Source organism: Sphingopyxis sp. 113P3, from assembly GCF_001278035.1.
GTDB lineage: Bacteria > Pseudomonadota > Alphaproteobacteria > Sphingomonadales > Sphingomonadaceae > Sphingopyxis.
Genome location: NZ_CP009452.1, coordinates 2,940,040 through 2,952,638, shown reverse-complemented (window position 1 = coordinate 2,952,638; position 12,599 = coordinate 2,940,040). Strand labels below are relative to the sequence as shown.

Annotated in this window: 12 protein-coding genes; 8 read left to right on the top strand and 4 right to left on the bottom strand. The window is 63.3% G+C overall.

Annotated features, from left to right (window positions below; genetic code table 11):
• Positions 1-126: 126 nt before the first annotated feature.
• The 6 genes from LH20_RS14360 (at position 127) to folE (ending at position 7,640) form a co-directional block, all read left to right on the top strand.
• Positions 127-1,371: an amidohydrolase family protein gene (locus LH20_RS14360; protein ID WP_053554807.1), complete on the top strand. Its 1,245-nt coding sequence runs from the start codon at positions 127-129 to the stop codon at positions 1,369-1,371.
• A 10-nt stretch (positions 1,372-1,381) separates the two neighbouring features.
• Positions 1,382-2,764 carry an LLM class flavin-dependent oxidoreductase gene (locus tag LH20_RS14355; protein WP_053554806.1) on the top strand — a complete coding sequence of 461 codons (1,383 nt, stop codon included), beginning with the start codon at positions 1,382-1,384 and terminating at the stop codon, positions 2,762-2,764.
• 31 nt (positions 2,765-2,795) lie between these two features.
• Complete coding sequence (locus LH20_RS14350) at positions 2,796-4,940, top strand: hypothetical protein (RefSeq protein ID WP_053554805.1); 2,145 nt, start codon at positions 2,796-2,798, stop codon at positions 4,938-4,940.
• 13 nt (positions 4,941-4,953) lie between these two features.
• The gene (locus tag LH20_RS14345) at positions 4,954-5,766 is read left to right on the top strand and encodes a class II aldolase/adducin family protein (protein WP_083455596.1); all 813 of its coding nucleotides are present in this window, start codon (positions 4,954-4,956) and stop codon (positions 5,764-5,766) included.
• Between the two features lie 2 nt (positions 5,767-5,768).
• Positions 5,769-6,689, top strand: a complete 921-nt coding sequence (locus tag LH20_RS14340; RefSeq protein ID WP_053554803.1) for a 2-hydroxyacid dehydrogenase — start codon at positions 5,769-5,771, stop codon at positions 6,687-6,689.
• A gap of 351 nt (positions 6,690-7,040) precedes the next feature.
• Positions 7,041-7,640, top strand: coding sequence for a GTP cyclohydrolase I FolE (gene folE / locus LH20_RS14335; protein WP_053554802.1), 600 nt, complete (start codon positions 7,041-7,043; stop codon positions 7,638-7,640).
• A 207-nt stretch (positions 7,641-7,847) separates the two neighbouring features.
• On the opposite strand, the gene rplI is transcribed toward folE, so the two are convergent.
• The 4 genes from rplI to LH20_RS14315 all read right to left on the bottom strand — a co-directional run bounded on the left by rplI (position 7,848) and on the right by LH20_RS14315 (position 10,642).
• On the bottom strand, positions 7,848-8,483 hold the full coding sequence (rplI, locus tag LH20_RS14330) for a 50S ribosomal protein L9 (protein ID WP_053554801.1): 636 nt from the start codon (positions 8,481-8,483) through the stop codon (positions 7,848-7,850).
• 13 nt (positions 8,484-8,496) lie between these two features.
• Positions 8,497-8,721 (bottom strand): 30S ribosomal protein S18, encoded by a 225-nt coding sequence (gene rpsR / locus LH20_RS14325; RefSeq protein ID WP_003040094.1) that lies wholly within the window; start codon positions 8,719-8,721, stop codon positions 8,497-8,499.
• 11 nt (positions 8,722-8,732) lie between these two features.
• Positions 8,733-9,098: a 30S ribosomal protein S6 gene (rpsF, locus tag LH20_RS14320; RefSeq protein ID WP_037554563.1), complete on the bottom strand. Its 366-nt coding sequence runs from the start codon at positions 9,096-9,098 to the stop codon at positions 8,733-8,735.
• A gap of 158 nt (positions 9,099-9,256) precedes the next feature.
• Positions 9,257-10,642: a Mur ligase family protein gene (locus tag LH20_RS14315; protein WP_053554800.1), complete on the bottom strand. Its 1,386-nt coding sequence runs from the start codon at positions 10,640-10,642 to the stop codon at positions 9,257-9,259.
• Positions 10,643-10,783: 141 nt separating this feature from the next.
• Here LH20_RS14315 and LH20_RS14310 point away from each other — a divergent pair, with 141 nt between their 5' ends.
• Both LH20_RS14310 and fabD read left to right on the top strand, forming a co-directional pair.
• Positions 10,784-11,611 carry an LD-carboxypeptidase gene (locus tag LH20_RS14310; RefSeq protein ID WP_053554799.1) on the top strand — a complete coding sequence of 276 codons (828 nt, stop codon included), beginning with the start codon at positions 10,784-10,786 and terminating at the stop codon, positions 11,609-11,611.
• 44 nt (positions 11,612-11,655) lie between these two features.
• Positions 11,656-12,594 (top strand): ACP S-malonyltransferase, encoded by a 939-nt coding sequence (gene fabD, locus LH20_RS14305; protein ID WP_053554798.1) that lies wholly within the window; start codon positions 11,656-11,658, stop codon positions 12,592-12,594.
• Positions 12,595-12,599: the final 5 nt, after the last annotated feature.

Below are 12,599 nucleotides of genomic sequence, written 5' to 3'. Positions count from 1 at the left end.
CTGCCCTTGTGCGAGGGAGGGTAGTTTCGGAAAACTCGCAGGCGTTCGGTCGTCCCGGACCCGCATGGCCTCGTCTTTGAAGTGCTGGATCATGGGACGCGCCCCACGAATGAGAGGAACCAGAAAATGTCGGCAGTGCCGTCCTTGCCCGAAAATGTTGCGCCCTTTGCCGGCCGTATCCTCGACATTGACAGTCATGAGATGATTCCGGCCCAGATCTGGGTCGAGGTATTCGGCGACGTGGTCAAACCCTATGCCGATCGGACGCTCGCCTCATCGAAGAGGGCCGGAAACTTTAATGAACTGAACGCGCCGGATTATGTGGGGGACGTTCGCGAGATCGACCCCGAGACCGTCTGGATCACCGGCAAGGGGCCCAACGCTCCAGCCGCAAGCGATATGGGCCGGCGCGCCGAGCTCATGGATACCATGGGTATCAATAGGCAGCTGATGTTTGCGTCGGGACCCGGTCATGGGGGTCTTACCATGTATGCGTTCCGGAAGAATGTGGCGCCCCTCGCTGCCTCGCTCGGGATTGCGGAGGACGAATTCCATACGCTCGCTCGAAGGATGATGGACGCCCAGAACAATTGGTCCGTCGAGACGGCGAGGCGCATTCCGAGGCTGCGACCGGTGGCGCAGATTTATGGCGATACACCCGAAGAACTGATCGCGGTGGCCAAATCGGTGATCGATCGCGGAATCCGGGCCGTGCAGGTCGCACCCGCGATATTGCCCGGCGGCGTGTCGGCGGCGTCGAACGCGCTCGATCCGTTTTACGCGATGCTCGCAGAGGCCGATGTCGCTTTGACGCTCCATATTTCGAACGAAACCCAGTTTCTCGACCCCGAGTGGAACAATGCAAGGGCGTTCGAGGGGTTCAAGCAGACCACCGAGCTGCTGATGAGCCCGTGGTTTCTGCAGACATATCACCTGGCGGCACAAAACTTCATCGGAACCATGGTGGCGGGCGGCGTTTTCGATCGCCATCCGACACTGCGCGTCGCGGTGGCGGAGTTTACCGGCCACTGGATCGGCCCATTGGCCCACCAGCTCGATATCTGGCACGACAATAACCAGGCGATGCATCCGATGATGTTCGCCGACGGTAGCGAAGGGCGCCGTCTGCCGATGCGTCCTTCCGAATATATCGCCCGGAATGTCAGGGTTTCGGTTTTCGATTTCGAGCCGGTTGGCGAGTATATCCAGAAAAACGGCCTTGAAGACGTCTACTGCTTCATGAGCGATTATCCGCACACCGAGGGCGGCAAGCGACCGGTCGATAAACTCGCCGCATCGCTCGAGCCGCTGGGGCAGCGTGTGATGGAGAAATTCTTTGTGACCAACGGTGAACTCATACTGCCGGAGTGAGGCGAGAGCGATGACCAGAAAAAGGGAAGCCGTACTTTTCTTCATGCCCACATATCGCGGGTTTCACACCGCCGCGTGGCGCCGGGAAGGCGGGACGGAACGAGCCGTCGAGATGGATTTCGACATCATCCGCCGCCAGATACAGCTGGCGGAGCGCGGGAAGTTTCACGCGGCGTTCTTCGCAGACGGGCTGGTCGTTGGGATGGGGCCTGCCGATGTGAGCGTGGAGGCCCTGAGCCGCACCGCGGCGGGATCGAAATGGGAGCCGATGACGCTCCTGTCCGCGCTCGCTGCCTGCACCTCGCGGATCGGACTGCTCGGTACGGTGAGCACAACCTATTCCCAGCCCTATAATGTCGCGCGATTGCTCGCGTCGCTCGATCATATTTCGGGCGGGCGGGCTGGCTGGAATGTGGTCACCTCGGCGCACCCCAAGGTTGGCTTGAACTTCGGCGACGAAGCCTTGATGCCCCACGATGAACGCTACGCGCGGGGCGAGGAGTTCTTCGATGTCGTCGCCGGTCTGTGGGACAGCTGGGAAGACGATGCCTTCATTCGCGACAAGGCGTCCGGGCGCTATTTCGATCCCGAAAAGCTGCACGCGCTCAACCATCGGGGCAAATATCTGTCGGTTGCGGGCCCGCTCAACATTGCGCGGCCCATCCAGGGACATCCCGTGATCGCGCAGGCGGGGTCTTCCAGGCCCGGGCGGGCGTTCGCCTCGCGCCATGCGGACGTGATCTACACCATGCAAGCCGAGATCAAACACGCCCAGGAATTTTACAGCGACATCAAGACGCAGGCCTCCGACGCCGGCCGCGATCCCGATCATGTCAAGATTCTGCCGGCGGTCATTTTCTCGGTCGGTCACAGCATGGCTCATGCGGAGGACAAGCTTGCCGAGCTCGATGCGCTCGTGGATCCCGTGGTCGGCATGGAGCTGCTCAGCGCGGTCCTCAAGGTCGATATGTCGGCCTATCCGATCGACGGGCCGGTGCCTGACGTGCCCGAAGACCAGAGCGGATCGCGGACCACGCAGAAATATTTCCTCGACATCGCCAAGCGCGACAATCTGACCATCCGCCAGCTGATGCAGGTCATGGCGCGATCATCAGCCATTCCGGGCACGGCCCAGAGCATCGCGGACCGGATCGAGGAATGGATGGAAGCGGATGCAGCAGACGGGCTCAACGTCCAGTTTGCCAATGACGAGGATTCGCTCGGCATCTTTGTCGAAGAAGTCATCCCCGAACTGCAACGGCGGGGTCTTTTCCATACCGAGTATCGCGGCAGGACACTGCGCGAGAACCTCAGGGTCCCGCGGCCCCAAAACCGCTTTGCCGCGAAACCGAGCGGATCGGCGCCCCGTCCGAGCCTCGCCGCCGCGGAATGACCGCATTCGGGAAAATTCAGGAGATATGACCATGGGATCTCAGAGCCTGACGCGGGCATCGGTTCAGGACGAACTCGAACGGGCGCATTATGCGGTACATTTCGCCAACCAGAGGCTTGTGAAATGTGACTGGAGCGAGCCGGCCTATGTGTCGGCGCGCAACGCCCTCGACGAGGTAATGCTGATCCTCTCCAAGGCGAAATGGCTTTTTGGGCGCGTCACGGGAACGCTGGCAGGGTATGAAGATCCCTTCGAGACTCCGGAGGCTGAGGCGAGCGCGCTCGAGGCCGCTTCGGCGCTGTTCAAACAGGCGATATCGCGCGCTGAAGAGATCAAGCACTGTCTTGAAACATCGGCGCCTTTGCCGCCGCTGAAATTGCAGGGACGGCTTGACTCCAAGGGAACCGAGATTCTCTTTTTTGACGATGTGCCGATCGTTCCCTCGGTGAACCCGATCGTTGTCCTGAAGGGCTCCAATCGCGAGATGGGGCGCCAATATGCCGAGCAGCTGCTCGACATCTATGGCCCCTTCATTTTGCAATGGCATGGGCGCCGCGAATTTACGTCTGAGAATCTCGCCGAAATCGCCAAATGGGAAGCCCAGCTTCAACAGCATATGCCCGAGGTTCTCGATTTCGCACGCGGGTGGGCGGAAGGCGCAACCGACCGCGGCGTTGCGATGAGCTACGAGCAGGCGCTGTCGATCTGGACCGGGGTCAATCCGCCGGCAGTGGCACCGGAACTGATGGAGGACGGAGGGCTGTTCAATGCCGAGAAAAGCGCCGAGTCCATTCGGCCTTCCGCGGGCAACGACATGTGCAGCGGCGTTGGTGGTTGGGGACGCGCCACGGCTGACGGTGAACTTGTCTTCGCCGCAACGCAGGACAATGACTGCGCCTTCACGGTGACCATCATTGCCTTCCCGGACGACGGCAATGCCTTTGTCTATACACCCTTTGCTGCGAACGGGTCGATACCTGTCATGGGACCCCACTTCATGGCCGGCCATCCGGGCATGAACAACAAGGGTCTCGCCTATGTCCATCATGGCGGTGCGGGGGGCACCGAGGCGCCCCATGAATGGGGTTATGGCATCCGTCGCGGTCCCATGACATTCCACCTCCTCCAGTACGCGAGTTCAGCGAAGGAGGCGCTGGAAAGGATACTCACCTACCCCGTGGGCGATCTTGGCGTGGTCCTCGGCAGCGTTGGCGGCTTCTGGGCCGACAAAAATTATGGATTCGTGCTCGAAGGTCGGCCCGGTGCTCCAAATCCGCCCAATCCGGTCATCCGCGAGGTCACCTTCGACCGGGAAGGGAAGGCGTACGACTTTCTTTATGCCAACAACAATTCCATCAGCCCGCTTTCGGGCCACGCGAACAATGCCCCCAGTCCGGAGCTCGGCGGTTACACATACGAGCTGGAAGCTGGATGGTACACAGCGGATCCCAAGCTCATTCATGCCGACGGCATCGTCAAGTCGATGTGGCGGCGGGCTGCACGATGCAGCGCGGCGCGCAACCGTTACCTGCACCGCATGATGCTCGCGGGTTACGGCCGTGTCGATCTCGATTACGTCACCATGATGTACCGGCAGAGCGGCGAAGTCCCCCCCGGCACATTCGAGGAGATCTCCGAGCGCTTCAATGCAGGCGAGGAATGGAATGTTTCGACCGGGCACCGCATGAATGCGTTTACGGCCGTTGCCAGGGCGGACAATGGGGACAAGGGCGTATATCGCGGCTGCATCGGCCCCGCCAACCGGGCCGTCAGCAGCAAGGACCCGGGGCACGGCTACTATTATTACGACGAGACCGCGGCGTTCTGGGAAGTGACTCTGGCCAGGGATCCCGAAGCAGTGTGTGAACAGGCCTGCCAACTGGCCGAGCAGCGCATCGACACGGCCGCCCAATCGCTGGGGACGGTTGATCGCCAGAGCTTTGCCGGCTTTGCCGCGTTGGAGGCCTATCTCGCTGAAGCGCGCGGTGCTGTGAGCGAAGGGATGGAGATTGTGCGGGGCGCACCGGCTCGCGGGAATGCCCGCTGGGCTGCCATTGCCCGCGCTGTGCGCCGGTTTACGCGCGCGCAGGTCCGCGCCCATCAGGTAATTGAGGGCATTCGAAAGCCCGCAGACAGGCCCGAGATGCTCTGCGCGTGCGAGCTCGCCGCCGAATGAAGCGACCGGACCGCTGAGGCAGACCCCGCGATCATTACCTTGGACGCAAGAGCTTCGGCGGGCTCGGGTAGCGGGGGCCCGCCAGGCGCGGAAACGCAAAGGGACATTTGTGGACGAAGTTGAAGCCGATATCCGCAAGCAATTGGCGGCCTGCTATCGGCTGGCGGCGCAGTTCGGGCTGACCGACCTCGTCTCTACCCACATTTCAGCGAGCGTGCCTGGCACTGCTGACATTCTGATCAATCGCTACGGCTTGCTGTTCCACGAAGTCACCGCGAGCAACCTGCTGCGCATGCCCATTGACGGTCCCAGGCTCGGCAGTGTGAACCCCGCAGGGGCGCTGATTCACACCGCAATCCACGGCGCGCGGCCCGACGTCGGCTGCGTCATGCACACTCACACGGTCGCCGGCGTGGCCGTCTCGTGCCAAGAGGATGGGCTGCTGCCGATCAGCCAGCATGCCCTGCAATTCTACGCAGGCATTGCCTATCATGATTATGAGGGCATTGCGCTGCTCGATGGCGAGAAGGCGCGCTTGGTCTCCGACCTGGGCGAGCATCGGGTCATGATCCTGAGAAACCATGGCCTTCTCGTCGCGGGTCGGACCGTCGCCGAAACTTTTACCCTGATGGTCAACCTGGAGCGCGCGTGCCAGATCCAGTTGCGCGCGCAGGCTTCGGGCGCAACCCTCACTTTTCCTTCCCCCGATACCTGCGCCCTCACTGCGCGCCAGCATGAAGGCTTTGCCGGCCAGCCTGTGGGGGAAGCGGAATGGCAGGCCCTTGTCCGCGACCTTCGCCGCACCGACCCCGAATTTGAGGCTTGATCATGACCAGCGGATATGGCTCCGTCGTCTTTCCCGATGCCACGCCCTTGCTGCTCGAGGCGCTGGCGCAGGTGCCGAATCCGATCGGGGACCTGGTGGTTCACATGGATCGGCCCGACGAGGCGGCGCTCATCGAGAGGCTGAAGGGTCACGCCGTTGCGATCAATAACGAAAGCTATTTTACCCGCACGGTGATCGAGCAATGCCCCGATCTGCGTGCGATCGTGTTTCTCGGCACGGGCTATTCGAGTTACGTCGACGTCGAGGCATGCGCTGAACATGGCGTCGCCGTTCATGGTGTGGCGGGCTATGGTGACCGCACGGTAGCCGAGCATGCGATCGCAATGCTTTTTGCGGTCTATCGCGACATTCCCCGGCAGGACGCACTCATGAAAAGCGGCGGTTGGGATGGCGCGCCGATCGGCGAGCTATACGGCAAGACGATTGGTCTGGTCGGCTTTGGAGCGATCGCGAGGGAAACGGCGAATATCGCCCTCGCGCTCGGCATGCGCGTCATAGTCTCCAGCCGGAGACCGGTCCCGGACAATCGGATAAGGACCCTTGATCTTGAGTCTCTCCTGTCCGAGGCGGACATTGTATCGCTGCATCTCGCGCTGAACCCCGAGACCTTGGGTCTTCTGGACGCGGCGCGTCTTCGCCGGATGAAGCGAGGGTCCATCTTGATCAATACGGCACGCGCCGCCTTGCTCGACGAAGCCGAGCTCGTGGCGATGCTCGACGACGGGCATCTGGCAGGCGCTGCTATCGATGTCTATCCGACCGAACCGCTGCCGGCAGACCACCCTTTGCGGAAAATTCCAAATCTGATCCTGACGGCCCACACCGGCTGGCAAAGCCCGGAAGCTGTTGGCCGTCTGGTTTCCCGTGCCGCCGAGATTGTGCACGCGGCACGTGCCGGGTGACCGCCCTTCGCACCTATAGGGTCGGACCCGGGAGCGCTTCGGTCTCACCGCGAGCCTTCAGGACGCAAGGGTAGCAAAGGCCGTCCATGCGGTCTGCCGCTTCCAGGCCCGGGATTCTTCATCGGCACGCGCCGGTCGCGGCCGGCGACGCAGGCCTATGGGGACGAAGGCGTCCCCGCCGACCGCGGCATCGCCGGAAGGCCTGAATATTGCACGGCTCCAAGGGATATGCTTGCGAATTTCCGCAACGTAAACTTGCCCTGCGGGTCGAAATTCTTGTGGGCCGGGCCTTGCGCAACGCGCCGATTGGGCCGACATGTGCCGCATGAAAGCAACAGGGGAAGCGGCGTAATGATAGAGGATGTCGAACTGGGCGAGGATGGCAAGGTCGCCGTCCCGGATCACGTCGCAGCGGCCGTTCGCACGCTGATCGAATGGGCGGGCGACGACCCCACGCGTGAAGGATTGCTTGATACCCCGAAGCGCGTCGCGCGCGCATGGAAGGAATATTGCCAGGGCTATGGCGAGGACCCCTCGGCGCATCTGTCGCGCACGTTCCAGGAGGTCGGCGGCTATGACGAGATCGTCCTGCTGCGCGACATACCTTTCCAGTCGCACTGCGAACATCATATGGCGCCGATCACCGGCAAGGCGTCCATTGCTTATCTGCCCAAGGACCGCGTCGTCGGTATTTCCAAGCTCGCACGCGTCCTCAATGGCTTTGCAAGGCGGCTGCAGGTGCAGGAGCGGCTGACCGCAGAGGTCGCGCAGTGCATCTGGGAAAATCTTCATCCGCAAGGCGTTGCCGTCGTGATCGAAGCGCAGCACGGCTGCATGACCGGCCGCGGCGTTCGTACGCCCGGGGTCGGCATGGTCACCAGCCGTCTTCTCGGCTGCTTTCTCGATGACGAGCGCAGCCGCAAGGAAGTGCTGAGCTTGATGGGCTATTGATCGCCGAGGCGAGGAAGCGCGGCCCATATCCTTGTGCGGATCTTTCGGCGGCGCGATTTGGCCGCGCCAAATATGTCGGCCTGATGGGGGCTGCATCCCGTTCAGTCCGGGCTTTGCGGCCAGAATTCTCTCCGCCCTCAGCGCAAAGAAAAAGGCCCCGGAATGCAGGGTTCCGGAGCCTTTTTTCTGTCTCGCAAGACAAGAAGCTTAAGCTTCTTCGCCCTCGTCTTCGTCGGCAGCCGGAGCTTCCTCGGCGGCGGTTTCCGACGGCGCCGCAGCTTCTTCGAACTCGTCCTCGCTGTCGGGTTCGAGCGCAACCGCAGCAGCGGCAGCCTGTTCTTCCTCGAACATGGCGGCGATGACGTCGATGCCCTGGCTCTGCATTTCAGCTTCGTCGGGCGAACGCGCGACGTTGACGCCGACGGTCACCACGACTTCGGGGTGCAGCTTCACCTTGACGTCGACGAGGCCGAGCGACTTGATCGGGCGTTCGAGCTCGACCATTGCCTTGGTTACGCCCTCGACACCGTCTTCGGTCAGCGCCTCGACGATGTCGCGCACCGAAACCGAACCATAGAGCTGGCCGGTGTTCGACGCCTGGCGGATGAGGACGACCTGCTTGCCGTCGATGTCCTTGGCGCGGCCTTCGGCAGCGGTGCGGCGCTCAGCGTTGTCGGCCTCGATCTTCGCGCGGTTTGCCTCGAACAGCTTGCGGTTGGCTTCGTTCGCACGAAGCGCCTTGTTGTTCGGGAGCAGATAGTTGCGGGCAAAGCCATTCTTGACGGTGACGACGTCGCCGATACCGCCCAGTTTCTCGATACGTTCGAGCAGGATGATTTCCATGACGCTGCCCTCCTTACTTCACGATGTAGGGGAGCAGGCCGATGTGGCGGGCGCGCTTGATCGCCTTCGCCAGCTCACGCTGCTTCTTGGTGGACACCGCGGTGATCCGCGACGGGACGATCTTGCCGCGCTCCGACAGATATCCCTGGAGCAGACGAACGTCCTTGTAATCGATGACCGGAGCGTCCTTCGCGCTGAAGGGGCAGGTCTTGCGGCGGCGGAAAAAGGGTCGTGCCATTGTGCTGTTCCTTATTCTTCGCCGTCGCGGTCACGGCCACGGCCGCCGCGGCGTTCCTGCTTGCGCATCATCACCGAGGGACCCTTTTCGAGTTCGTCGACCTTGATGGTGAGCCAGCGGATGATATCTTCGTTGATCGCAGCCTGACGCTCGATCTCTGCGATGGCTTCGCCCGAGACTTCGGCCGACAGCATCACATAGTGACCCTTGCGGTTCTTCTGGATCTTGTAGGCGAGCTGCTTGAGGCCCCAGGTCTCGGTCTTGTGGACCGTGCCCTTGAATTCGCCAATGACGTTGGTGACGGTTTCCGCCAGCGCATCGACCTGAGCCTGGCTCAGATCCTGACGCGCAATAAAGACATGCTCGTAAAACGGCATGATTTGCGTCCTTCGATTTGGCCGATCGCTGATTTCGCGCCAATCGCGAAACCCCTCCGGCTGTCGTCCGGCTTTGCGTACCAGTGCAAAGCAAACGGGGCGAACGGCACAAGGCCTCGCCCCGGATGCGGGCGCCTATACAGATTCGCGCGGAGAAATCAAGCGCGGGCGAGCTTTTCGAGGAGTTCATGCCCGAATTCGGTGAGCGTGTCGTCGCGCGCGCCGAGGATCAGGATGCGGTCGCCCGGTCTCGCCTCGCCGAGCATCGCAGCGCCGCACTCGGTGCGCTTCGCCAGATGCACCGCATTGCCTCCGGCTGCTGCGATGTCGGCGACGAGCGCCTCGCTGCCGATGCTGCGGTCGACCGTGCCGCCGAAATAGACGGGATCGCAGACATAGAGCTTGTCGCCGTCCCGCATTCCCTTGGCGAAGCTCGCCGCAAGCTCCCTGCCCATCTGGCGGAGCGGCCCATAGCCGTGCGGCTGGAAGAAGAGAAGCGCACGCCCTGGCAGTTCTGTGGCGGCGGCGAGCGTGGCTGCGACCTTGTCGGGATTGTGCGCAAAATCATCGATCACGGTGACGCCGCCGGCCTGGCCGAGCACCTCGTAGCGCCGCGCGAGGCCCGCAAAATCGGTAAGCGCAGCGACGGACTGTGCAAAGGGGATATTGACCGCGCGCGCCGCGGCGATCGCGGCGAGCGCGTTGGCGGCGTTGTGACGGCCGGGCATCCGGAGCCGGACCTCGTGGCTGTCCCCGGCGAAGTGCACATGGAAGCGGCATCCATCGGCGAGCGGTTCGAAACCGCTGCCCCTCACCGCCGCCGCGTCGGAGAAACCGAAGCGCAGGACATTGCCTCCGCTCAGCAGCGGCGCGGATTCAGGATCGTCGGCGTTGATCACCGCGACCCGCGCCTTCGCCGCAAAATCGCCGAACAGTCGGTGCAGTTCAGCGATACTCTTGTGGTCGAGACTGATATTGGTGACCACTGCGACGTCGGGGCAATAGAGCGCGATCGAACCGTCGCTCTCGTCGACTTCGCTGACATAGGTCCCCGTATCCCCGACCAGCGCGCTTGCAAAGGGGGTGCCGGCACGCGCAAAATTGCGCATCACCGCGCCGTTCATCACCGTTGGCTTGCGGCCGGCGCTTTCGAGGATCCACCCGATCATGCCGGTGACGGTCGACTTGCCGCTCGTCCCGCCGACGCCGATCGCGCGTTCGGCCTCGTTGAACAGCGCGGCGTTGAGATCGGCGCGGGTGAGGCGCGCAAGGCCGAGCGCCTTGGCTGCCGCGACGTCGGGAACGCTGTCCTCGACCGCGGCCGATGCGACGAGCGTCTGTCCCGCCCCGACGCCGCTCCCGTCCTGCGGAAAGAGGGCGATGCCGCGGCTTTCGATCCAGCCGAACTTTGCAGCTGAGCGGCCCTGGTCTCGGCTCCTATCGGAGCCCGCGACCGAAGCGCCGCGCGCGGCGACGATCATTGCCAGCGGCAGCATGCCCGACCCGCCGATGCCGCAGAAGAAATAGGATTTGTTTTCGGCCATCGCGCGGCGTTATGGCTTTGGCGAAGGCTTTGCAACCAGAGCGGTAATCCTCATCTGTCCGCATCGCGCAGCATCCTCGGCACACGGCGAGCGCCCAAAGGTCTCGGCGCTCGCGGCAGACGGAGTATAAAGGTTAAGGTCATGCGCATCGGTATTGTCGCCCCCTCCACGCCGATCCTGCCTGACGACGCCGAAGCCGTGCGCGCGATTGCCGCGATCGGCTATCCGGGCGTTGAACTCATTTTCGACGGGCAATGTTTCGCGGTGCACGGCCATTTCGCGGGCGAGGATGGGCATCGCTTCGCCGCCCTTGTCGAAATGGCAAACCGCCCCGACATCGATGCTATCTGGTTCGCGCGCGGCGGCTATGGCGCGTGCCGCATCGCCGAAGATGCGGTCGCTGCGATGACCCCTGCGGCGCGCGGCAAGGCGTTTCTCGGCTATTCGGACCAGGGCAATCTCCTCGCCTGCCTCTACCGCGAAGGCTTCGACCATGTCGCCCACGGACCGATGGTTGCCGATATTCGCCGCGAGGGCGGAGAGGCTGCGGTACAACGCGCGCTCGACTGGCTCGTCGCGCGCGATCCGGCGGCGTGCGAGCCCGGGCTCGAGCATGGCGCGCGCCACGCCGCGTTCAATCTGATGACATTGTCGATGCTGCTCGGAACGCCGCTTGAGCCCGACCTTGCAGGCCATGTGCTGCTCGTCGAAGAGGTGAGCGAATATCTCTACGCCTTCGACCGCGCCTTCTTTCATGTTGCGACCGTGCTCGCGCCGCGCGGGCTCGCGGGTCTTCGCCTCGGCCGCGTCAGCGACATTCCCGAGAACGACCGGCCCTTCGGCATGGAGGCCGAGGAGGTTGCGCGCGGCTGGTGCGCGCGCACCGGCATCGCCTGGCTCGGCCGCGCTGATATCGGCCACGATGCGGCGAACAAGGTCGTGCCCTTCGGCTTGCATCGAGCCGGGTGAGGGAATAGGCGCGGGCCGGATAGAGAACAGGCAGGGGACGCAATATGCGCGCATTCATTTTTCCGGGTCAGGGCAGCCAGGCGGTCGGTATGGGCAAAGGGCTCGCCGAGGCGTCGCCGGCGGCGCGCGAGGTGTTCGAGGAGGTCGACGAGGCGCTCGGCCAGAGTCTCTTCAAACTGATGAGCGAGGGGCCCGAGGACGAACTCACCCTCACCGAAAACGCTCAGCCCGCGATCATGGCGAACGCGATCGCAACGCTGCGCGTGCTCGAGAAGGAAGGCGGTGTGACGCTTGCCGCCAAGGCCGATTATGTCGCGGGCCACAGCCTCGGCGAATATAGCGCGCTCTGTGCAGCCGGGGCATTCGACCTTGCAACAACCGCGCGGCTTCTCAAGACCCGGGGGCAGGCGATGCAGGCGGCGGTCCCGGTCGGCGTCGGCGCGATGGCGGCACTGCTTGGCGCCGACATCGATACCGCGCAAAAGCTTGCGGATGCTGCGGCCGAGGGCGAGGTCTGCACCGTCGCCAACGATAACGACCCGTCGCAGGTCGTCATCTCGGGTCACAAGGGCGCGGTCGAGCGCGCAGTCGCGCTGGTCAAGGATTATGGCATCAAGCGGGGCGTGCTTCTGCCCGTATCGGCGCCCTTCCACTGTCCGCTCATGCAGGCCGCGGCCGACGCGATGGCCGAGGCGCTCGGCGCGAACCCGCCGGCGGCACCGCTCGTTCCGGTGTTCGCGAATGTGACGGCCGGCCCCGTGAGCGATGCCGACACGATCCGCGACCTCCTCGTCGCCCAGGTCACCGGCCGCGTGCGCTGGCGCGAAAGCGTCGCCGCGATGGAAGCGATCGGCGTTGAACAATTCGTCGAACTCGGCGGCAAGGTCCTCTCGCCGATGGTCAAGCGCAGCGCGTCGGGCGAGGTCGAGACGGCGAGCGTGATTTCGATGGATGATATCGAAGCGCTGCTGAAGACGCTTTGAGGCTT